The following is a 21,772-nucleotide window of genomic DNA, read 5'->3' on the forward strand; positions in this document are numbered from 1 at the left end:
AAGGATAAAAATAAATGCACAATAGTAAAAGCTAAACCAGAAACGATTGAGTTTTTACTAGCTTTTTCCAAGTCTTTACAATTAACAGAAGTAAAAGGTTTACAGTTTGAAAGTAACTTAAACTAATACAAATCATAAATTAAAGAAACCCTTAGGCCTTGGTCTAAGGGTTTCTTTGTTTGTACCCTTTCTTATTGATGTTATTGTTTATTAAATATATAGCTGAATATAATCATTGATTTATAAGCTTTCTTGTACAGCTTAGGCTTTAATTATCGGATAGTTAGAGATATTGAAGCTAAGTTTTGTTGTTGTAAGGGTAATCTTACACCCTCTTCTTTTTGTCCGCAGAACTATCTGAATCCCTTTTTATTGTATGGAAACATACTTTTTCGATGTTTCACATCATAAAAGTGTGGTTTGACAACATACTTTTTTGCACAGCAACCCTTTTCTATAGTTTTATATCAGATTTAAAAAGCAAACCAAACAGCTAAATGGATTTACCTAATCTAAAACCCTTAAAAAAAGTAACTCGTATGAAACTACAAATTGAAGACTCAGAATTAGTTAGGGATTACATCAGTGGTAACGAAAGTGCCCTTGAAGTATTAATCAACAGACACAATCAACGTATTACTAGTTTCATCTATTCAAAGGTGTTAGATAGGGATATTACCGAAGATATTTTTCAAGATACTTTTATAAAGGTAATCAAAACGTTAAAGAAGGGTAAGTACAGTGAGGAAGGGAAATTTTTACCATGGGTAATGAGAATTTCACACAACCTCATTATTGATCACTTTAGAAGGAATAAAAGAATGCCCATGTTTGAAGGTAGTGATGAATTCAATATTTTCTCTGTAATAGGGGACGATAAGTTGAATGCCGAAAAGCAATTGATAAAAAATCAAATCGATACTGATTTAAGACAATTGGTTGAAGAGTTACCAGATGATCAAAAAGAAGTTCTTTTAATGCGTATTTATAAGGATATGAGCTTTAAGGAAATCTCTGAAAATACTGGAGTAAGTATAAATACAGCTCTAGGAAGAATGCGTTATGCATTGATAAATCTCAGAAAAATAATAGATAAAAACAATATAGTGCTAACGAATTAATTGCAGTAGAAAATGGAATAAACAATATATATAAATTTCCGGCGTTATTTGAGTGTAACAACGTAGGAAATATGGAAAAAATTTACTCTAATTATCAAGAACAGACTGGTTTTAATAAAGTATGTCCGAAGACAATCAACTTTTTGTTGAGTTATTCTCAAGCGCTTTATGAATTTGAGTATGAAGATTTAAGTTTCGAAACTTTTTTAAATTAATAAAAAACCCGCTTTTAGCGGGTTTTTTTCTTTTTATAATATTCTGCTAAAACGGTCTTGCGACCTATGGTTTTTGTGATAATGTCTTTATCCATATTCCAAGCCCTAGCAGGTGAATATTGTCTCCCATACCATATAATTTGTAGGTGAAGGTCGTTCCATATCTCTATTGGGAATAAACGTTTAGCGTCTTTTTCAGTTTGAACTACGTTTTTCCCATTCGTAAATCCCCATCTGTATAGTAATCGATGAATATGTGTGTCTACAGGAAATGCTGGTATACCAAATGCTTGAGATACAACTACACTTGCCGTTTTATGTCCAACAGCGGGTAATTCTTCTAAATATTCAAGTTCTTTCGGAACCTCACCATTATGCTTATCAATTAGTATTCTCGAAAGTCCATGAATTCCCTTAGCTTTCATTGGTGATAAACCCACGGGTTTTATGATTTCTCTAATTTCCTCGACGCTTAACTTTACCATATCATATGGGTTGTCAGCTTTAGCGAACAGTAGAGGAGTTATTTTATTGACGCGAACATCTGTACTTTGCGCAGACATCAAAACTGCAATTAGTAGTGTATAGGGGTCCTTATGCTCTAAAGGAATAGGAATCTCGGGGTAAATTTCCTGAAGTTTAGAAATTGTAAAAGCTATTTTTTCGGCCTTCGTCATTAAATGTTTAATTTTGATTCAAAATATTTAAACACAAATTTATAAAACTTGATGTATGAATACGTTAAAAGTTGGTGATAAAGTTCCTTCATTTACAGCTAAGGACCAAGATGGAAATACTGTGAATTTAGCTGATTACACAGGGAAAAAGTTAATTGTATTTTTCTACCCAAAAGCAAATACACCTGGTTGCACTGCTGAGGCTTGTAATTTAAGGGATAATTATAAAGAATTACAATCTGAAGGTTATGAACTTTTAGGAGTTAGTGCAGATTCTGAAGCAAGACAAGCAAAATTTAAAAGTAAATATGAGTTTCCATTCCCTTTATTGGCAGATGAAGACCATACTATCCTTAACACGTTCGGTGTTTGGGGGCCTAAAAAATTTATGGGCAGAGAGTATGATGGTATTCACAGAAAGACTTTTGTTATTGATGGCGACGCCCTAATTACTAAGGTAATAGATAAGGTGAAAACAAAAGATCATGCTGCCCAGATTTTAGAGTAGCCATTTAATAAAATATCATAATTAAAACGAGCGTCCATTTCTTAAATGGGCGCTCGTTTTTGTTTATTTATAATCAACTGAATTACAATCGTCTAAAGCCAAACTTATTCAGTTTCTTGTTCTATACTCTTTCTACTGAAAAGATTTTTTTCCTTTATAATTTCAGCAATTCCTTCTGGTAACATTTTCTCCCAACCCTCTTCGTTGTTTATTATTTTTTTAAGAACGTCTCTTGAGAATATATGCATAATATCAGGTTCGTAATCGATGATGTCCATAACTTTACCATTGTATTTAAAGAATTTATATAATTCTTTCATTCGTGGATGAACCTTCACGTTGTTACTAGTCATAATCTGACCTGTATCTGGATTTTTCATAGGGTATAGGTACACCTGTAAATCTTTAAAGAAGAGTTTACCAAATGCCTCAAGTATTCCACCACTTAAATGTCGATAGTATTTTTCATCAAAAATATCAACCAAATTGTTCACACCCATGGTAAGGCCAATTCTATTTTTGGTGAAGTTATTAAAGTATTCAACTAACTTGTAATACTCTTGAAATTTAGAAATCATTACAGAATGCCCTAGCGAACATAATAGTTCTGCTCTGTCCATAAAATCCTGCTCATCAATTTCTCCAGAAGCTCTTAAGTTTGAAAGGGTAATTTCAAAAATGACCATAGTATTGTTTTGGTCTACTTGTTTATCCCTAATGAAAATGTCATATGATTTCTCAAACATATCCAAATTCACTTTGGTAACAGGTCTAAAACTACCACGCAATGCCAAGATATTTTTCTTGTAAAGTACCGCTGCCGGTAAAAGGTTATTACCATCAGGACCGAACATAACAGCATCAGTCATATCGTATTTAATAAGTTGCAAACTCATTAATCGGTTGTCTACATCCTTAAAATTAGGACCTGAAAAGTTAACCATATCAATTTCCAAGGTATCCTTATCTATGTGGTCATATAGATATTTTAACATTTTCTTTGGCTTATGATATTTGTAAAAAGCACCATATATTAAGTTAACTCCAAGAATACCAAGGGTTTCTTGTTGTAGTCTAGCTTCATTTTGTTTAAATCGGATGTGAAGAATAATCTCATCGAACTCCTTTTGATTGGGATCTAGCTGATACCGAATACCAACCCAACCATGGCCTTTATATCGCTTAGAGAAATCAATAGTAGCAACCGTATTAGCATAAGAAAAGAACAATCGATCGGGATGGTTTTCACGACTAATACGTTCCTTCATCAATTGCATTTCATGAGAAAGCATAGTTTTAAGACGTGCCTGTGTCACATAACGACCATCGGTTTCAATACCATAAATAGCATCGCTAAAATCTTTGTCGTACGCACTCATTGCTTTGGCAATGGTGCCAGATGCTCCACCGGATCTAAAGAAATGACGTGCAGTTTCTTGTCCTGCACCAATTTCGGCAAAGGTTCCATATATATCTGGATTTAGATTAATACGTAAGGTCTTTGCTTTGATCGAGGGAATGTTTTCAAAAACACTATCTCTTTTTAATACGGATGCCATTTTTTTCCTTTTTAGCTTTGAACAAAGTTATAAAGAATGGTCCTTACAAAGGGCAATAGCCCGAAAAAAATGGAATAAGTTTCACGTAACTTTTTTAGCACAATTTAAATACTGCAATCTTATAATTTTCAAACCTTAATTTCACCAAAAAGGGATTAAATTTGTAACACATGACAGGCGATTTACGTGTTACTTTTTTAGGAACGGGAACATCTCAAGGAATACCAATTATTGGTAGTTCCCATCCTGTATGTTTAAGTGATAACCAGAAAGATAAACGTCTACGAGTATCTGTATTGCTTTCATGGGATGAATATAATTATGTAATTGACTGTGGTCCAGATTTTAGGCAGCAGATGCTACGCCATAATGTAAACAGCCTAGACGGTATTTTATATACCCATGAACATTCGGATCATACTGCCGGCCTTGATGATATTCGACCATTTTTCTTTAGGCAAGGTAATATTCCTATTTATGCGCATAAAAGGGTCGTGAAGTCATTAAAAAATCGATTTGGGTATATTCTTAATGAGAAGAATAAGTATCCAGGTGCACCATCGGTTCTAATTAACAAGGTGAAAAAGAATAACTCTTTTTCAATAGGTAATAAAGTAGTTATACCTATTAATGTTCTTCATAACAAACTTCAAGTTTTTGGTTTTAGGGTGGGTGATTTTACGTACCTAACCGATGTAAAGTCGATTAAAAAGAAAGAGATAGAGAAGATTATAGGCTCTAAAGTAGTTGTTGTAAATGCCTTACGTATAGAGCCACATATCTCCCATTTTAATTTAGAGGAAGCACTAGCGTTTATTGATAAAGTAAAACCAGAAAAAGCTTATTTTACCCATATAAGTCATTCATTAGGTTTTCATGAAGAAGTGGAGAAACAGTTACCTAAAAATGTACATTTAGCCTTCGATAATTTAACCATTACCCTATAACTATGAAAAGTAAAATATTTCTTTACCTGTTTCTATTTGTATCCCTAATCTGTTTATATCTATTTGTGAGCAGCGGTAATATGGTAGAGGCAAATACCAGTAAAATATCTAGACTAGAAAGTGAAATTGATTTGCTGAAAGATTCCGTTCAAAAATCTAATTTGAAGGTGATGGATATGCAGTACTTCTCGTTAGAAAATAACGATGATGCTTTAGCCTACTATGATCATCTAGAATTAACTAATCCTGCGGGGTATATTGCTGATAAATTATTGGAAACTAATGAACAGAAAGGTGATAATCCATTAATTCCTTATGAGGGAATGCAGAATGATTTTAAAATAAATAAAATTAAAATTTTGAACCATAAATGGATTCTGACCGATTTTTCTGATGGAAAATATTGGGGTGAATTATTGATTAAGTACGAGTTAAAAGATGATTTGGGAGTAGATTTCACCCTTATCGATCATTTATTATACACCCGTAGCAACTAAATTTTACCGCTAATCCATTTCTTAAGCGCGTAGAAGTTTTGAGATGCAACACCGTGCCCAGCAGGAAACTCTTCATATACATGTTTGATACCTAAATCCTTCAATAATTCAGGTGCCTTTCGTGCCCAATCAACGGGTATCACTTGGTCTACATCCCCGTGTGAACAATAGAAATTGAGGTTTTTGAAATTGTTTTCTTTAAATGAATTCTTGAGTATAGCTTCATTTATATATCCGCTTAAAGCAATAACATTTTTAATTTTTTCTGGATAAGATAATGCTACTGCATAGCTAAGTATAGTGCCTTGACTAAAGCCTAATAAGTTTACGTTTTGTTCGTCTAAGCCATAAGTAGCGCAGGCCTCATCTATAAAAGCGTTAATCTTATCACGCGATTCAATTGCTTGGTCATCATCGCTCCATTTTCCTTTATCATCATCAAAATTTATAGCGTACCACGCATATCCGTTCGGCTGCAGAATATAAGGGGCCCGAACTGCAATTATGCACAATTCTTCTGGTAATTCTGGAGCAAAGGAAAATAAATCTTCTTCATTACTGCCATAGCCATGTAACATAAAAAGCACAGGAGCTTTTTTATCGGTTAGGCTAGAAGGTCTAATGATGTGTTCTAAAGATAGGGGAGCTGTAGTCATTTAATTATTGAATAAAAGTGAACCATTTTTGAAAGTAAGGCCCCACTATTGGAACCTCTTGTTCTTTATTGCTTAATGCACCTAAAAAGCCATATATCCAAAGAACAATATAGCATAGGTATAGACCGTAAAGTGCATATTCGTTAAACCAGACGCTTGAAAATAAGGCAAACCCATGAAACATTAGGTGTAATCCAAAAGCCTGCCGGGTATGAAATCTAGCAAAACGATACTTTGGTTCCTGATTCATAAAAAGGGCGATTATTGCGCCTAAAAGGGTTAAATATGCGATTATAGCTATAGTTTTGCCCGGTATAGTTGGGTTATCTTCCATTATTTAATTGTTTAAAACTAGTTGGTTGTTTGCAATCGTGCCTAGTACTTTTCCTTTCATTTTTTCGCCGAGTGCAATAGAATTTTTGGTAGAGCTAAAGATATGGTCTTCTGAAAAATGATACGAAGTATCAGGATTAAATAGTGTCAGGTTTGCTGGCTGACCTACTTCAAGTTGCGGTGAATCAATTCCAAAAATCGTTCTTCCTTTTGTTAGAAGTTCAACCGTCTCTTCAATACCAAGAATTTCGTTCAGCATACCGAATATACTCTCCAGACCTATAGAACCATAATCAGCATTGTCAAATTCTACATGTTTAAGCTCAATGTTCAAGGGTGTATGGTCAGAGGTTACTAAATCAATTGTACCGTTTTTAATTCCTTTAAGCAATGCTTTAGTGTCTGCAGCAGTTCGTAATGGAGGCATAACCTTAAATTGTGTATCAAAATCTTCTAATACATCATCTGTAATCTTCAGATTGTGTACTGCAACACTACAGAAAACCTTTAAGCCTTTTTTCTTAGCTTCCGCTATTAATTTAACTGAATTTTCAGTTGAAATTGTTGGTACAAATAACTTGCCACCAGTATACTCTAATATAAAAAGATCTCTGGATAACTGAAGTTCTTCAGCAAGTGCCGGAATTCCTTTTAATCCCAATCGCGTGCTAGAAACACCTTCATTTACAATTCCTTTTCCAGAAATGCTTTTATCCAATGGAAATGAAAAAACTAATCCGTCAAAATTTTGAGCGTACTGTAGTGCAATTTTTAAGAGATTTGCGTTAACTATTGGGTGTTTAAAGTCATAAAACCCTAACGCTCCTGCATTTTTCATATCGAAAAGCTCAGCAAGGGCTTCGCCATCTCCCTTTGCCGTAAGGTTTCCTAGAGGATATAGATTGGTTAAATGATCCTTTGCTGCATTTTTAAGGAAAACAATATCTGAAGACGAATCAGGAGTAGGAGTACTACTCGTGTTAAGAATCACATCTGTAAAACCACTTTTAGCGGCTGTACGTAATCCATTATCTATCGTCTCACGCTCTTCATACCCAGGTTCTCCAAAGCTAACACCACTATCGAACCAACCAATGGAAACATGCATGTTCTGCTGCTCAATGACCTTAGTATTGGCCGATGGTTCTAGTGTAGTTGCAATAGCATCTATTACTCCGTTTTTAATAAGGATATCCCTTTTCTTAAGGTGAAGGGCCTTGATATTCCCATGAACTATTGTAACTGATTTTAAGAGTATATTCATGGGGTTTATTTTAAGAATCTTTGAAGTAATGTTTCTATCAAAACAAAGGCCAATGCTAAAATAGCAAACCATTTCCAAAACTCGTTTATGGCGTTGTTTTTTTGGCTTTCCAAAAAGAAATTAGACAATGATGAATTGGCATTATTTTCTGGTAATCGTGAATAGATCAATTCGCTCTCTTTTCTATTATCGTTAAAACTGATATTTCTGATCATCTTTTCATTATGCATAATTGTATAGATACCTGCTTCTTTGGGGTTTTCTATAAACGTGAGTTGTACCTTTTTTGGGAATACGCGCTGCTGAGGGATAAATTCATTTTTTGCGTTCGATATTTTGATATTATCATCTTGCTGTAGCGTGATCGGCACTTCTATTTCAACCTCTTTGCCTAAACTCGCATATAAAGGCGGTAGCTTTAAACTGTTCAACCCCATATTGTAAAAAGTAGGAACGATTAAAGGAGAATTTTTAAAATTAGAATTCTCGTTTGCTAATGAAGCAGCGAAGAAATAAGCACCGGAAGTTCCTATTAAAAAAGGTTCCTTAGTTTGAAATTCAATGGCAACGGGAGCATTTGTTGTCATTTTATAGCGCTCTTCTACCGTTGGGAATTGAAAATTGGTCACTTTTTTTTCAAATACGTTTGTAAATAAAGAGTGTTCAGTTTTAACGGTCGATATCGCCATTTTTGAAACCACGGCATTTACATATCTAGTCGTGCTATACGTGTTCGATAATTGATTGTACGAAGTCATATCGCCATCAATGCCAGGGATCAAAATAAAACTACCACCATTCGTTTTGAATGAATTGATAGCTGTGATGAGTGAACTAGGTAGTTGCTTTATCTCATTGATAATCACTAGATTTTGATTATCAATCGTACTATAATTTAATTGTTCTAATGTACTTGATGTGATTTTAAACTCATTATTTAAGAATATTCGATTTAAGAATTCTCCCGGGGTATTACCGATGACCAATACGTTTATTTTTAACTTTTCATTGATGTTGAAATAAAACTGATTATCGTAGTCCAATCCGGTATCAAAGATGGCTACTTTTCCTAAAATGACATCTTTGGCATTCACTGTAAATCGAACTTCAGCATTTTTTATGCCATCAAACTTAGCAGCGGTTTTTGCTATGAGCTCATCTCCATTGAATAAGGAAACGGGTAGAGTCTGTTCAGAAGAATTGGTAGATAGTTGAGCCACCACTTCTATTGTTTCATTATTTCTATCGCCAATAAAAACGGAGTCAATAGAACTATTTATAATTTTACTATTCGATGGTTTAAGGTAATGAATATTAATCTTATTAATAGTATCGTTAAGTTGTAGGTCGCCCATACGTTGCTGAAAATCTGAAATAAGAACAAGGTTTTTCAGCACCCCGGCTTCAGTAGAGAAATACGTGTTTCCTTTCAGTATTATTTCAGCAATAGCCAGTTGATCAGAAGAAACTGTAAGGTTCAGTAATTCATTTTGAATATCCCTTATTTCTACATCTTTAAACACCTGTTTATTGGTGAAAAGTGTAAACGGCTGGTTTTTTGGTATGCCCTTTATAAATTCTTGAACACTATTCTTAAATATATTGCCATTCTCATTTTGACCATTCATACTGAAAGAATCATCGAGGTAGAATACCGTTTCCTTTTCTTGAAGTGCAGATTCGTTTGCTAGAAATGGTTGAGCGAAAGCAATAACAAGCGCTGCAAGCAGACCTAATCGAGCCAGAAGCAAGAGCCACTTTTTTAGGGTGCTGCTTTTTCTCGATTCAGAAACAACCTGTTTTAAGAACTTTACATTGGTGAAGGGTGTTTTCTTAAAACGACGTAATTGAAAAAGATGAATTATAATAGGAATGAGTAGAAGAAAAAGACCCCAAAGTATTTCTGGATATTTAAATTGCATTCCTGTTTTTGATTACCTCAAAGATAATTATTTTGAATGGAGAAGCTCAAAGGGATGCCACTAATATTTTACGGTGTTTAACTGCACGTTCAAAAGTAGGTTAGAAACTAACAGAAGAAGAAATAATCTTGGGCTGGTAGTTGTCCTTTCTTATTAAAAAATGATTTTATAGATTGTTGTTCTTCTTCATTAGCTACGGTAATAATACATTGTGGTATTTCAATCGTATTCAGATTTGAATAATGAACTAAGCATACGCCATAAATATCTTTTCCTATTTTCTTCGGATTATCACAAACCCATATAAACCTGATTTTTCGTTCCACAAGTGATTTGGCGATTGTTTTACCTTTTTTACCAGCTCCCCACACTACTAGTGTTTTTGATGGTTCATATTCTAATTTTAAAAAGTAGTGTAGTTTAATATCTAGAAAGTAATTTTGCGCATAGTGTTCACTGGTTCTTGAAGTACGCGTATCATAATCTCTCCAATAATGTAATATTTCAGTACACGAAATACAGGTTAGTCTCTTTTCGTAAAATCGGAAAGCAAGATCATAATCTTCTGGGTATCGATTAGAATTGAACGCACCACACATATCTAAATCTGTTCTATGCACCATCCAACATGGGGACGGAATCACGCACTCTTTATATATTTCCTGGTAATTTGTTCCGGTAACGGTCAACTGGTTCAGCCACTGTTCATACCGATGATAGCCATCGTTTATACCCTCTTTAGAAAAATAGCGAACCTGTCCAATAGCAATGGACCCTTTTCCCTTTTCCATCAATGATTTTACCATAGTGCTTATTCTATGGCCTGTCATATAATCATCAGCATCCATTCTGGTGATGAATTCACCACTGCTATTCTTGTAGGCCTTTCGAAGAGCTGTAATAATACCCGATTCGTCGTTCGATAGTATTTTAATTCGACTGTCCAAATTAGAAAACCCTTCGGCTATTGCTAAGCTGTAATCGTCAGAATGGTCGTTAACCGCCAGAACTTCCCAATTTTCATACGTTTGCTCACGAATTGAATTTAGGCATTCCTCAAAATATGCTGCTACATTTTTAAAAGGAATTAATATACTTACCAGTGGATTTGCCATGTTGGCAAGGTAATAAAAAACTGAATTTTGGGCTTTTCATTTGGTCAGAATTTGGGAAGGATGAAACGGGATGAAAATAAATTAAGAAAAGGCTTTAATAGGTAAGAAATCATTTCTATATTTGCACCCGCATTCAGGGAATACCTGATGAGGCACTCAGGAGAAATGGCAGAGTGGTCGAATGCGGCAGTCTTGAAAACTGTTGAGGGTCACACCTCCGGGGGTTCGAATCCCTCTTTCTCCGCGGAAAGTCCTATAAACGGCAACAAAAACCCTCTAAATCATTGATTTAGAGGGTTTTTCATTTTTATTGATTTCATTTAATATCAAATAATAGCAATCTAAAAGGGGTGAATTTGGTGGACGTTTTGTCTTTTTAAAAAGGTCCACCAGAAGCACGTAAAATTCTGTAAATCAATTACTTAATATAAAATATAATTATTATATTTTGAGTACATTAGAGAAAGTAAACACTCTAAATGTATGTCTCTTTCACTTTCCCTTCTATTTTTCATTAAAAAAAGTAAAGTAAATGTATCAGGAAAAACTACAATCTTCCTGAGAATAACACTTGACGGACGTCGGTGCGAATTCAGCGTCCACCGTAAAATTAAGGTAGATTGGTGGAACTCCCGAACTCAACTTGCACTTGGAAACTCAATTGAAGCTCAGGAAATCAACAGGTATTTGAGTTTTGTTAAGAATAAAATATATTCTATTCAGCAGAATTTTGAACGAGATAACATATCCTATTCAGCATCAAATATTCGGGATGCTCTTCTAGGAAAAGACAAAACTCAAAAAATGCTTTTAGAAATTTTCCAAGAGCACAACGATAAAGTAGAAAGTCTTATCGGAAAAGATTTTGCATCAGGAACGGCAGAACGGTATCGAACTTGCAAAAAACACGTTGCAGGGTTTATAAAGCAGAAATACAAGAAAAATGATATTCCTGTTCAGCAAGTAGACCATAAGTTCATTACTGGTCTTGAATACTACCTTAAAACTACTCGCAAGTGCGCTCATAACTCTGCTATTAAGTATATCACCAACTTTAAAAAGATTATCCGAATTGCGCATGCTAATGATTGGATAGACAAAGACCCTTTCTTACATTGGAAAGCCAAACTTAAAATCGTGGAGCGTGAATTCTTAACAGAAGAAGAAATTCAGCGAATCATTGAATTGGATTTTAAGATGGAACGTCTTGACCAGGTTCGTGATATTTTTATCTTTTGTTGTTTTACAGGTCTAGCCTATGCAGATGTTAAAAAACTAAATAAAGTTGATATTGTTTTAGGCTCTGATGGTGAGGAATGGGTTAAAACAAAACGTTCAAAGACAGATACTAGAAGTAATATTCCTATTCTACCAATTGCTAAAGTAATTATCGAAAAGTATAAAGATAACCAGCTTTTGAAAGAAAAAAAGCTAGTTCTTCCAGTACTGAGCAATCAGAAAATGAATGCATATATAAAAGAGATTGCTACATTGGCCGGAATCACTAAAAATCTAACTTTTCATTTAGCCAGACATACATTTGCCACAACTGTGACTTTAACGAATGGTGTGCCAATAGAATCCGTTAGTAAAATGCTTGGTCATACCAATCTCAAAACAACGCAGCATTATGCTAAGATTTTAGATATGAAAGTGAGCAAGGATATGGAAATTTTGAGAAATAAGTTTAAGTGATTGTTATGTTCTTAAAACATACGACACCTTACACTCACAGGGTAACTTCAATCAATAAAAGAAATAATTAAGTCGATTCCAAAATAGCCATCAATCTTTGGTTAAGATATAGTTTTTCTTTACCAACCTTTTCAGAAACTAAAAAACCAGCTTTTTCTAATGCCATTAAATAATTACCTACGGTTTTAGGTGTGCCTAATTTGGCATCAATTAAAAACTGTCTTTTTGTATAAGGTAGTTTAAATAAAATTTCAACTAATTCCTTGGTATAAACTTTTGGTAACGTTTCTTTAATTTCTATAGCCATTTGTTCCATTAAGACAGTTACCGCCTTTAAACGCAGTAATCCTTTTTTTGCAGTATAATTCACCATTTCAAGCATATAGAGTATCCACCCTTCCCAATCATTATTTTCGGTTACCTCACGTAATTTAGTATAATAGTCTGCTTTATTTTTAATGATATATTCACTTAAATAAATAGCAGGGGTATCCAGCAATTTTTCTAGCTTTAAATAGAGCAGCAACAAAATACGCCCTGTTCTACCATTACCATCGTTAAAAGGGTGTATGGCTTCAAATTGATAGTGCATTAGTGCCATTTTAATGAGGGGATCAATAGCATCTTCACCATTTATGAAGGTTTCAAGGTTTGCCATCTTTTCTCTTATGACATCTTCACCTGTTGGTGGTGTGTATATAGTTTTACCATTGGCATTTTTTAAAGCAGTTCCCGGTGTTGTTCTAATACCTGCCGTATTTTTTTTTATACTTTGTACAATGTCAATACATAAGTTTGTACTTATAAAAGGGCGGCTTTCTATGTCACGCAAACCATTCCAAAGTGCTTCTTTGTAGCTTATAACTTCTTTTGTTGCTGGGTTATCAAACTTTTTATCTGCAACTAAAGATTTGTACAAATCGTCGTTAGTAGTTATTATATTCTCGATTTCAGAACTTGCTTTAGCTTCTTGTAAATGGATGGTATCTAAAAACAATGTTGGATTTGGTAGATTAGTAAGCATACCATTAAGTTGTGCTAATGCTCTACTAGCTTCAATTGTCTTCCGTAACACTTTAGTCGTTTCTAAAGTTGTTTTAGGTGGTAATGTTGGTAGGCTATTATAAGGTATGTTTCTATTAAATTTTGCCATTTTAAACGAGGGTAAATAGTACTTGCATTATCTTAACGAGGGTAAATATAATAAAATTTTACCTTTGTTTTTATGATAAGGGTAAAACTTACGCTCGTTAATTTTAACCTTTTACCATAAATTCTTGCTTAATTTGGTAATCATACCACTTATAATCTGCGCCAAATCCATTCAGTCTAAAAGATTCCCATTATTTTTCATCTCTCATTTGCCTTAGATGATTTACATAGCCAGAAATTGGACTGGTCTTTTTAGGTTCTTCCAACTTAAAATTGTTCTTCGCAAAAATTTTTGCTATTATTTGCCAATTCTCTGTTTTCCATTTTTTTAGTTTAATGTAGGTATAGAATTTTCTTGCTTCTATCTCTGGCCAATTATTCTTTTTAAAAAACAAAAAAACTTCATCTTCATTAAAAATAGCCAAGGCCTTTTTATTTAAGTTTTCTTTTGTTTTAAGTTTATTATAATATACCAAATTTTGGCTGGGTTCTGGAACGTAGCTGTCCATATTCTGGACTTCCTGTGTCCCAGTAGTTGTACCATTTTTGGGACACACTATAGTTATTTTAATTTTAGAACCTATCAAGGGATGATATGATGGGTAATAGGTAAGATATCCCCAATCATTAAGGTTATGCAAATGATTATGATAGGTTGTTTTAGATTTTATTTTCGCTCGTTCCATTATCATTTCCCGATTGATAGTTAAGATTTCAGCGAAAAATTTACGATTCCATAAATGAAAAAATGCTAAGTACAAAGTAATATGACCTTGTTTAATACGCTCATCGTTATGAAAACTTTCTAATACAATATTTAGGTGTGTAATGTAATTTACATTTTCCATCATGTATCTATACTTGGATTTTTGATTTCTTGAAAACCTCCCTCGCCGGTATTCAGACGTACATCTTTTTCTCTATCGGTATATTTTTTTTCTAATATCAATTGCTTTTTAGGTGGTTCAGCTTGCTCAAAAAGGGCATGTAGCATTGCAACTGTTGGTTTGGTCTGAGACTTTTCAATATCCTTCATTATCGCAATCATTCCATTCATCCGTTTTTTGATTAGCGCAGTAATTCTGTTTTCCAAAGTTTCCATTCTAGGTCCTAATCGCTCCGTCGGGGAAATTCCATTTTCATTAAAAAAATCCATCATTAGTAATATTGTCATTGATTGGGATTTCGAAAACATTTTACTAAATTCCCTAAATTGAACAGCTACTGAACTTTTGATTTTTAAAGTTTCAAATTTTTCCTTTTCATATCCTTTATCCATGATTTTTAGTAAAATAGATGCCTGTTTATGGCGATTAACAAATGTTTTTACTAAAAAGCAGTGTATATTCATAAATTACAATAATTGAAGAAACACTGTTAAGCCCTATAAACAGTATGCTTATAGGAAAATGGAATAAATGTAACAGGGCGACTGCCCGTTACCCTCTTGCTATTCCATTCCTTCATTTCATTTCAGAATCTTCATACTTTTCAACAGATGCTGATAAGCTATTTTAGACACATTTATTGCTATTGTTTTTTTAGTAATAAATTGAAGATAAATAATTTTAATAACCTGAATATCAAATAAATAAACTATTTTATTTATTAATATTAGATGACTTGTTTTGGTGGAATTTGATATACTTTTCTTTTAAAATCACGTACTTATTATATCTTGAGCGTTTTCCTTTTCTTTTGATGTTGAACGCTATTTATCCTCGTAATTACCAAGTTAATTTGTGGCAAAATGATACAGATTAAGGCTCAATTCAATTTTATTCACTTACTTCCCATAGCGCCATCGCCGTTACCTTTTCGGTTACCGACATAAAAATTGTGTGCGAGTAAGAACTTATAAAAGTGAAGCCTGCCCTGAGCGTAGTCGAGTGGGTGAGCGAACGGTTATGCAGTTCGTCTCGGGCAGAATTTTAAACTTTGTGTAGAAATGGGTGTGGTATCTTTTTTTAGGCGAACGCTGTCGCTTTTTCCGCAACTGGGTTCAAGATAGGGTAGTGAACCTCTTTTCTCGTAATGTAGCTTTTCGCGAAATGTAGGGGAATGGGGTGGAACGGGTTGTAATTTCTTTGCCTAATTTATTATTATGAACCGATTAATATTGTTATTCGTCTCATGATTAACAGTATTGATCCAAGTAATTAATAACCCCAATCATTATGAACTATAGGTAGACTATTAAGTTCATCTCTATACATCCTCCACTTTGGCATAAACTGATTCATAAGTGAAATAAAACGTGCATTATGATTTCTTTCATGCAAGTGAACTAGTTCGTGAACTAGTATATATTCTAAACAAATCGTTGGCTTTTTGGCTAGTTCCAGATTTAACCAGATACGCTTAGCGTCTACATTACATGCGCCCCATTTGGTTTTCATTTGCTTTACGCCCCAATCATTGGATTGAACTCCGATGATTTTCTCCCATTTTTCAAGTAGTTCTGGAATTTGACTTTTTAATTGCTTACGATACCACTCTTTAATTATGTGCCCTTTTTCATCTACTGTTGCACTAGGCTTTACCCAAAGTTGGATTTTATTTGCTCCTGTAATCTCTACTTTGTTATACCCATTATGATGGTTAACGTTTAATAAATACCGCTGACCTTTAAAGTAATGGCTCTCACCAGAAACGTAATCACGTTTTGTTTCTCTAGCTTGCTGTTTAAAATTCTTTACATTCTTCTTTATCCAACCTAATTTTGAAATGGCAAAAAGGCGTAATACTTCCTCATCTGTTTTAGTAGGAACAGATAACTTTATTGCTCCATTTGGAGGATAAACGGCAAGGTGCATATTTTTTATATCCTTACGTATCACCTCTACTTCGACATTTGCAAATGCAATAGTTTCTGTCTTAATATTCATTCTGCGCCTTTATAATTTCCATGATATGCAATGTAGTATCAATATCGTTAACTACTTTACCTACGGCTAGCATTAATTTCTTTTCTTTAATACCACCATCACGCCAGCCGTCAAGTTTATTTTCAATAATAGTAGAGTGAACTGTGATTGCTAGGTGTTCATTACTCTCTAAGTTGTCATAAAGTGCTTGCTTTGCTCTTGTGTCTAGATTACTAGGGTAATTAGAACTGCTTGATGGTGTTACTACTTTACCAGCTAGTTCTTTGATTTTCTCCAGATATTCTGCATAAGAAATTGCCTCCTCTTTTCTAAGTAATATGAGCTCATCTAATAATGCAGACATCTTCTCGTAGTACTTGGGATTTGCCTTTGCTTCTTCTACAATTGCCTTTCTTACGTTATTCTCAATAGTTTCTGCAACTGCCTCTCTTCTGTTTTTTGATTGATATTCCGCACTTGGTTCTGAAACGTGTACAATTAAATCTACCAGTGATTTATTCTCAAAGTCAGATATTTTTTTACTCGATTTTGCATCAAGATACATATCCATTAATTGACGCATACCAGGTTCAAATCTCTTAAGATCAATGTAATCGCCACTAGCTCTTTTTATTGTTTCTCGTAAATCAGAATAGTATTTTACTTCTTCCTTAATTTCTTTTGCTTCCTTATCACTATATCCAAGTTTGTGAATTTCGTTTGCAACATTTGCGTATGCTCTTATTAAACTTACTACTGCTTTATATAAACCAACACGCTTATCTTCGGTAGCTTTTATATCTAATGGATCCTCGGTATTGCCGCAGAAAAATTTAATATAAGTAGGTTCATCTTTAGGATGCACAGGTTCACACATAGCTCTCAAAACCTCTAAAGCTGTTTCAAGACGTTCTTTGCTTTCTGTGAATCTATCTTTCAACAATCCTTTTACATCGTCTTCATCATAACCGTCAAAAACTTCTGAAGTATAATCACCTATAGATTTTTGTAGACTTTTAAATAAATCTTTATAATCTACGATATACCCATAGTCTTTATCTTCTGTATCTATTCTATTTACACGACAAATTGCTTGAAATAAGCCGTGGTCTTGCATATTTTTATCAATGTAGAGATAAGTGGCAGATGGTGCATCAAAACCTGTTAAGAGCTTATCTACTACGATAAGCAATTTCATTTTATTTGGCTCATTTATGAATTGTGCTTTAGCCAAAGCTTCAAAATCTTCTGTAGATTTCCCTTTAAGCATTTTAGTATATACCTCATACTTTAAGAGCTTGTCTGTAGGACTTTCTTCTCCTGTTTCTTCTCCTTTAATGTCACCGTGATGTGGTTGATAAGAGGTAATAATGGCACAGTTCTTAAAACCTGCATTTTGAAACAACTCATAATATTTACAAGCTTGATATACAGAACCAGACACGAGCATCGCGTTTCCTTCACCTGTATATAATCGAGGCTTTGTATCAAAATCGTGAATAATATCGTTGACTATTTTTGCTAACCGAGACTTAGATCCTAAGACCTTCTGCATCGTTCCCCATTTTTGTTTTAATTGAATTTTAGCAACGTCTGTAAGACCTCTAGTTTTAACATCAAACCATTCGTCTATCTTGTCTTGGTCTGTGATAAATTGCTCTACGTCTCTAGCTTCGTACAATAAATCGAGTACCACGCCATCTTCTACTGCTTCATCAAATTTGTATGGATCACCTATGTAGGGACCAAAAACCTCTATACTCTTTTGCTTGTCTTTTTTAAGTAATGGTGTTCCTGTAAAACCTATAAATAGAGAACCTGGTAAAATAAGTTTCATTGCATCGTGCAACTTTCCAGATTGTGTACGGTGACATTCATCTACAAAAACATAAATATCACCTTTGGCTTTAAAGTCACTACCTAAACTAGCTCTAAGTTCTTCTATGTACGTGTCATAATCACCTTCATCAGATTTTCTGCCAAATTTATGCACGAGACTACATACTAACATTTCTGTTTTTTGGTCTAGCACATTTATAAGATCGCGACCGCTCTTTGTTCTGTAAATATTTTCATCTACACCCGTATACAGTTTTTGTATTTGGTCATCGAGTTCTTGTCTGTCTGTTATAATTAAAACACGACTATCTTTTACATTCTCGCGTATCCATTTAGTAAGCCATACCATCGTAAGGCTCTTACCAGAACCTTGGGTATGCCATAAAATACCGCCTGTTTTTGTCTTAATGTGCGTTTGTGCCGCTTTAATACCAAAGAACTGATTAGGACGACATAGCTTTTTTGTGCCTTTATCGAACACAATAAAATCGTGGATGAGTTCTAGTAATCGCGATTTCTCACATAATTGGCTTATGTGTTTATCAAGCAAATAATCATACTCCTTAGTACTTTCTTCTTTCCATTTAAGATAATACTTCTCTGAGGTCTCAATAGTACCATAACGTAAGCCCTGGGTATCATTACCAGCCATTACTAGCTGCATTGTGGTGAAGTACTTTTGTATAAACTCTGGTTTCTGGTTGTCTAAGTTTTGGCGTATTCCTTCTGATACGCCTACTTTACTTCTTTTTAACTCTATAACACCTAATGCAATACCGTTTACAAAAAGCACTACATCTGGTCGCTTAGTATGTTTTCCTTTTACGGTGACTTCTTCTGCAACTGCAAAATCGTTATTGTTTGGATTTTTCCAGTCTATAATCCAAATGGTTTCTTTGGGCTGTCCTAACTCTTCACGTACGGTAATACCATAACGTAATAATTTATAGACTTCTTTATTAGTTTCATATAAATCATCAGATAGGCTCGTTGCGGTCTTAACCAACTTATCTACTGCTTTTTGAGCAAGCGTTCTTGAATACTTCCCATCTTTAATTAGATAATCAAAAAGTAAGTGTTCTTCTATGGGTCGATTGCGTTCTTGTTCTTCCCAATCTCCTAAATAAGCATAGTTGAGTTCTTTTTGAAAAAGCTGTATGACTCTGTTTTGAGATTTGCGTTCTGACTTGCCTATGTGGTTCATACTATTTTTTTAAGTTAGCTTATCAGGATTTTTACCCATTTTCTTTGATTCAGAACTCACGCGCCTTTCAAGTTTTTTAAGGTCTTCTTCGGGAGGTAATTCTTCTGGTTTTATACCTCTATTTAAAAGAATGTTTCTAACGCCACGATTATTGGTAATATGTTCAGCTGAAATTTTTCGTTCTGTTGAAAGACCTTTTTCTTTAGTGTTAAAAACGGTTATCTCAGTAGCGAAATCTTTTGCTTTAATAGTTATTGTAGGCAAAAAATCGGCGAGTGCTCTACCTTTTGGAACACCCAGTTTTTGTTTCATCTGTTGCGTTGATTTTCCAAAAAGTGCTGCATCTCCTTTACTCCTTATTAACCCAAAATTTTTATCGTTACCAGTTTGCTCATATATAAGTTCTGAAAGCTCTTTCTCAGACAGTGTTAATTTTTGTCTTGCCTGTAATCGCTCCCAGTCCTTAATTCTTTTTTCAATTTCTTCAAACTTTCGTGTTTGGATTGCAAAATAATTTTGAGCAAATGCAATTTGTTCTTTTCGAGGGTCTCCATTTTGAGCTATAACATAACAGGCGTATCTTGTTAACATTATATCTTCTATTTCTCTTTCACTTCCTGAACCCAATGGAACCATTTTGTTGACGTCAACAAAATGGTCTGTAACCAGATTACCTATAGCCTCGCAAGTAATCTTTGCTTTTACGATAACCTTTTGAAAGTTTCTCCACTCAGCATAACCGAGTAAATGCTGAATATCTCTCGCAAACCAAAATTCAATCCCATTTTCTGTGGTTTGAGAATGGTCTTCAAAAGTATTTGCAAGTGATTTTATAATTTCTGATTTCATACTCTGAATTTAAAAGTTTCCTACTATTTAGCAGACATTTAAAATCTACTATTTGTTCAAATTATTTTACTGGTAATTCTATTCCTATTTTATAAAATCGATTGTATTCTTTTTCTTCCTCAATAGGAAAATTATCTCCTGTAAAATCACTTCTATTTGAATTTTGATTTGAGTAAATAACAAGGCAATCTATAACCTCATGATAATCACATTTCAAAAAATCATACACTTTTTTCAATCTTGCATAACCGCTTATCTGTCTAATATCCTCTGTACTGATGTTGCTATTTTCGTACCTAGGTTTATATTTGGCATCTACAATCATTTTAATTAAGCCATCATTTGTTTTTACTATGAAGTCAGGTTCTAAATAATTGAATTTCTTATGATAGGTTACCTCTTGATGTTGTGTAAATCGTTCTTTAAGTTTAGCATACACATATAATTCAAACAGCTTACTCATATCAATCCAAAATGGTGGCGTTTTAACTATTTCATTAGTAGCATTTGAAATATTGTAACCATATTTTTTCAAAATGGTTTTGGCTAATTTTATAGCAATACCATATTCTTTATACAAAATATTGGGCTTAGTGTTTTTAAGTAATCTTATATCAACATAACTATCTACATTGGCAAAAGCAGGATTAATATAATTAATGATATTATGTGCTGAAGAAATATCTATGCCTTTTAAGTTTTGTATAGCTGAAACAGAAAAAAGCAATGCTTTTTTCAAGACCTTGTTTTCTAAACTGTTTACACCAAATTCATTATACTGGCAGTAACTATCAAAAGTATTTCCTTTGAAATGGTTATTTCTAATCGTTTGATTTATTAGAATTTTCCCTTTTACTTTTGCATTTAGGTTTTTGGTTACTTGGTAGTATGATTTTTTTAATCCTTTCTGAACAATCTTTTTTAAAACATTTAAAAATTGAATTAAGAGTAATGGAGTTAATAAATCCTGCGATTGCTGTATTGAAATACTTGGTTTGTTAAAATCAATTTCACAAAGTTGGTCTAGGTGATTATAGTTTTGTGGTTCTTTTAATAATGCAAAAAGCATTTTTAAATAATCTACTTCCTGAATAGTATCATCTAATTTAGGATAAACGTAAATGGGTAATTCGTTCTCAACAATCCAATCTACGCCTACGAAATAAGAGGTCTCGAAACGGTAGGGATTCTCATCATTTTCATTATGTGAAATATTGAAGCAATAGGCTTTATTCTGACCACGCTGTATAGATTTATAATATGCTTTACCGTTTAACAATTCAGTAAAATTATTAATATCATCAATTACTCGTGGGTTTTTATAACCGTATTGCTCGCAAAGTTGTATCATA

At 33.7% G+C, this 21,772-nt stretch carries 19 protein-coding genes and 1 tRNA gene; 6 read left to right on the forward strand and 14 right to left on the reverse strand.

Annotated features, from left to right (window positions below; genetic code table 11):
- Nucleotides 1–539 precede the first annotated feature (539 nt).
- On the forward strand, nucleotides 540–1,121 hold the full coding sequence (locus ES765_RS09650; protein ID WP_138113644.1) for an RNA polymerase sigma factor: 582 nt from the start codon (nucleotides 540–542) through the stop codon (nucleotides 1,119–1,121).
- Between the two features lie 229 nt (nucleotides 1,122–1,350).
- Here the strand turns inward: ES765_RS09650 and ES765_RS09655 are convergent, their stop codons facing one another.
- Entirely contained in the window at nucleotides 1,351–2,013 is a 663-nt protein-coding gene (locus tag ES765_RS09655; RefSeq protein ID WP_138113646.1) for an endonuclease III domain-containing protein, read from the reverse strand.
- Nucleotides 2,014–2,068: 55 nt separating this feature from the next.
- Between ES765_RS09655 and bcp the strand changes: the two genes are divergently transcribed.
- The gene (gene bcp, locus ES765_RS09660) at nucleotides 2,069–2,521 is read left to right on the forward strand and encodes a thioredoxin-dependent thiol peroxidase (RefSeq protein WP_138113648.1); all 453 of its coding nucleotides are present in this window, start codon (nucleotides 2,069–2,071) and stop codon (nucleotides 2,519–2,521) included.
- Nucleotides 2,522–2,625: 104 nt separating this feature from the next.
- Here bcp and ES765_RS09665 read toward each other — a convergent pair whose 3' ends face one another.
- Nucleotides 2,626–4,080, reverse strand: a complete 1,455-nt coding sequence (locus ES765_RS09665; RefSeq protein ID WP_138113650.1) for a TonB-dependent receptor — start codon at nucleotides 4,078–4,080, stop codon at nucleotides 2,626–2,628.
- 170 nt (nucleotides 4,081–4,250) lie between these two features.
- Here ES765_RS09665 and ES765_RS09670 point away from each other — a divergent pair, with 170 nt between their 5' ends.
- Together ES765_RS09670 and ES765_RS09675 are read left to right on the forward strand one after the other, a co-directional pair.
- Nucleotides 4,251–5,027, forward strand: a complete 777-nt coding sequence (locus ES765_RS09670; protein WP_138113652.1) for an MBL fold metallo-hydrolase — start codon at nucleotides 4,251–4,253, stop codon at nucleotides 5,025–5,027.
- A gap of 2 nt (nucleotides 5,028–5,029) precedes the next feature.
- Complete coding sequence (locus ES765_RS09675) at nucleotides 5,030–5,524, forward strand: hydrolase (RefSeq protein WP_138113654.1); 495 nt, start codon at nucleotides 5,030–5,032, stop codon at nucleotides 5,522–5,524.
- Here the strand turns inward: ES765_RS09675 and ES765_RS09680 are convergent.
- The 5 genes from ES765_RS09680 to ES765_RS09700 form a co-directional block, all read right to left on the reverse strand.
- The gene (locus tag ES765_RS09680) at nucleotides 5,521–6,180 is read right to left on the reverse strand and encodes an alpha/beta hydrolase (protein ID WP_138113656.1); all 660 of its coding nucleotides are present in this window, start codon (nucleotides 6,178–6,180) and stop codon (nucleotides 5,521–5,523) included. The genes ES765_RS09675 and ES765_RS09680 overlap by 4 nt on opposite strands.
- Before the next feature lie 4 nt (nucleotides 6,181–6,184).
- Entirely contained in the window at nucleotides 6,185–6,514 is a 330-nt protein-coding gene (locus tag ES765_RS09685) for a hypothetical protein (protein ID WP_138113658.1), read from the reverse strand.
- A 3-nt stretch (nucleotides 6,515–6,517) separates the two neighbouring features.
- The gene (locus ES765_RS09690) at nucleotides 6,518–7,777 is read right to left on the reverse strand and encodes a dihydroorotase (RefSeq protein ID WP_138113660.1); all 1,260 of its coding nucleotides are present in this window, start codon (nucleotides 7,775–7,777) and stop codon (nucleotides 6,518–6,520) included.
- 5 nt (nucleotides 7,778–7,782) lie between these two features.
- Entirely contained in the window at nucleotides 7,783–9,699 is a 1,917-nt protein-coding gene (locus ES765_RS09695) for a BatA domain-containing protein (protein ID WP_138113662.1), read from the reverse strand.
- A 107-nt stretch (nucleotides 9,700–9,806) separates the two neighbouring features.
- Nucleotides 9,807–10,814 (reverse strand): glycosyltransferase, encoded by a 1,008-nt coding sequence (locus ES765_RS09700; protein ID WP_138113664.1) that lies wholly within the window; start codon nucleotides 10,812–10,814, stop codon nucleotides 9,807–9,809.
- Between the two features lie 159 nt (nucleotides 10,815–10,973).
- Here ES765_RS09700 and ES765_RS09705 point away from each other — a divergent pair.
- Both ES765_RS09705 and ES765_RS09710 read left to right on the forward strand, forming a co-directional pair.
- A tRNA-Ser gene (locus ES765_RS09705) sits at nucleotides 10,974–11,058 on the forward strand.
- Nucleotides 11,059–11,297: 239 nt separating this feature from the next.
- Nucleotides 11,298–12,509: a site-specific integrase gene (locus ES765_RS09710; protein ID WP_138113666.1), complete on the forward strand. Its 1,212-nt coding sequence runs from the start codon at nucleotides 11,298–11,300 to the stop codon at nucleotides 12,507–12,509.
- Between the two features lie 67 nt (nucleotides 12,510–12,576).
- Here the strand turns inward: ES765_RS09710 and ES765_RS09715 are convergent, their stop codons facing one another.
- The 7 genes from ES765_RS09715 to ES765_RS09745 all read right to left on the reverse strand — a co-directional run bounded on the left by ES765_RS09715 (nucleotide 12,577) and on the right by ES765_RS09745 (nucleotide 21,771).
- A complete protein-coding gene (locus ES765_RS09715) occupies nucleotides 12,577–13,662 on the reverse strand; it encodes a Fic family protein (RefSeq protein WP_138113669.1) in 1,086 nt (361 codons plus the stop codon).
- 190 nt (nucleotides 13,663–13,852) lie between these two features.
- Nucleotides 13,853–14,512 (reverse strand): hypothetical protein, encoded by a 660-nt coding sequence (locus ES765_RS09720; protein ID WP_138113671.1) that lies wholly within the window; start codon nucleotides 14,510–14,512, stop codon nucleotides 13,853–13,855.
- Nucleotides 14,509–14,940: a BfmA/BtgA family mobilization protein gene (locus ES765_RS09725; RefSeq protein ID WP_138113673.1), complete on the reverse strand. Its 432-nt coding sequence runs from the start codon at nucleotides 14,938–14,940 to the stop codon at nucleotides 14,509–14,511. The genes ES765_RS09720 and ES765_RS09725 overlap by 4 nt, the downstream gene beginning before the upstream one ends.
- 880 nt (nucleotides 14,941–15,820) lie before the next feature.
- Nucleotides 15,821–16,549, reverse strand: a complete 729-nt coding sequence (locus ES765_RS09730) for a M48 family metallopeptidase (protein ID WP_138113675.1) — start codon at nucleotides 16,547–16,549, stop codon at nucleotides 15,821–15,823.
- Nucleotides 16,539–19,571, reverse strand: coding sequence for a type I restriction endonuclease subunit R (locus tag ES765_RS09735; protein WP_138113677.1), 3,033 nt, complete (start codon nucleotides 19,569–19,571; stop codon nucleotides 16,539–16,541). Before ES765_RS09735 ends, ES765_RS09730 begins: the two co-directional genes overlap by 11 nt.
- A 9-nt stretch (nucleotides 19,572–19,580) precedes the next feature.
- On the reverse strand, nucleotides 19,581–20,420 hold the full coding sequence (dinD, locus tag ES765_RS09740) for a DNA damage-inducible protein D (RefSeq protein WP_138113679.1): 840 nt from the start codon (nucleotides 20,418–20,420) through the stop codon (nucleotides 19,581–19,583).
- Between the two features lie 61 nt (nucleotides 20,421–20,481).
- Entirely contained in the window at nucleotides 20,482–21,771 is a 1,290-nt protein-coding gene (locus ES765_RS09745; RefSeq protein WP_138113681.1) for a 5-methylcytosine restriction system specificity protein McrC, read from the reverse strand.
- Nucleotide 21,772 lies beyond the last annotated feature (1 nt).

This window comes from Maribacter sp. ACAM166 (assembly GCF_005771495.1).
GTDB lineage: Bacteria > Bacteroidota > Bacteroidia > Flavobacteriales > Flavobacteriaceae > Maribacter.

Coding starts and splice junctions, on each gene's coding strand:
- ES765_RS09665 (WP_138113650.1), bottom strand. CDS start 4,080: ATGGCATCCGTATTAAAAAGAGATAGTGTTTTTGAAAACATTCCCTCG.
- ES765_RS09655 (WP_138113646.1), bottom strand. CDS start 2,013: ATGACGAAGGCCGAAAAAATAGCTTTTACAATTTCTAAACTTCAGGAA.
- ES765_RS09700 (WP_138113664.1), bottom strand. CDS start 10,814: ATGGCAAATCCACTGGTAAGTATATTAATTCCTTTTAAAAATGTAGCA.
- ES765_RS09650 (WP_138113644.1), top strand. CDS start 540: ATGAAACTACAAATTGAAGACTCAGAATTAGTTAGGGATTACATCAGT.
- ES765_RS09710 (WP_138113666.1), top strand. CDS start 11,298: ATGTCTCTTTCACTTTCCCTTCTATTTTTCATTAAAAAAAGTAAAGTA.
- ES765_RS09690 (WP_138113660.1), bottom strand. CDS start 7,777: ATGAATATACTCTTAAAATCAGTTACAATAGTTCATGGGAATATCAAG.
- dinD (WP_138113679.1), bottom strand. CDS start 20,420: ATGAAATCAGAAATTATAAAATCACTTGCAAATACTTTTGAAGACCAT.
- ES765_RS09725 (WP_138113673.1), bottom strand. CDS start 14,940: ATGGATAAAGGATATGAAAAGGAAAAATTTGAAACTTTAAAAATCAAA.
- ES765_RS09745 (WP_138113681.1), bottom strand. CDS start 21,771: ATGATACAACTTTGCGAGCAATACGGTTATAAAAACCCACGAGTAATT.
- bcp (WP_138113648.1), top strand. CDS start 2,069: ATGAATACGTTAAAAGTTGGTGATAAAGTTCCTTCATTTACAGCTAAG.
- ES765_RS09720 (WP_138113671.1), bottom strand. CDS start 14,512: ATGATGGAAAATGTAAATTACATTACACACCTAAATATTGTATTAGAA.
- ES765_RS09680 (WP_138113656.1), bottom strand. CDS start 6,180: ATGACTACAGCTCCCCTATCTTTAGAACACATCATTAGACCTTCTAGC.
- ES765_RS09685 (WP_138113658.1), bottom strand. CDS start 6,514: ATGGAAGATAACCCAACTATACCGGGCAAAACTATAGCTATAATCGCA.
- ES765_RS09670 (WP_138113652.1), top strand. CDS start 4,251: ATGACAGGCGATTTACGTGTTACTTTTTTAGGAACGGGAACATCTCAA.
- ES765_RS09715 (WP_138113669.1), bottom strand. CDS start 13,662: ATGGCAAAATTTAATAGAAACATACCTTATAATAGCCTACCAACATTA.
- ES765_RS09730 (WP_138113675.1), bottom strand. CDS start 16,549: ATGAATATTAAGACAGAAACTATTGCATTTGCAAATGTCGAAGTAGAG.
- ES765_RS09675 (WP_138113654.1), top strand. CDS start 5,030: ATGAAAAGTAAAATATTTCTTTACCTGTTTCTATTTGTATCCCTAATC.
- ES765_RS09695 (WP_138113662.1), bottom strand. CDS start 9,699: ATGCAATTTAAATATCCAGAAATACTTTGGGGTCTTTTTCTTCTACTC.
- ES765_RS09735 (WP_138113677.1), bottom strand. CDS start 19,571: ATGAACCACATAGGCAAGTCAGAACGCAAATCTCAAAACAGAGTCATA.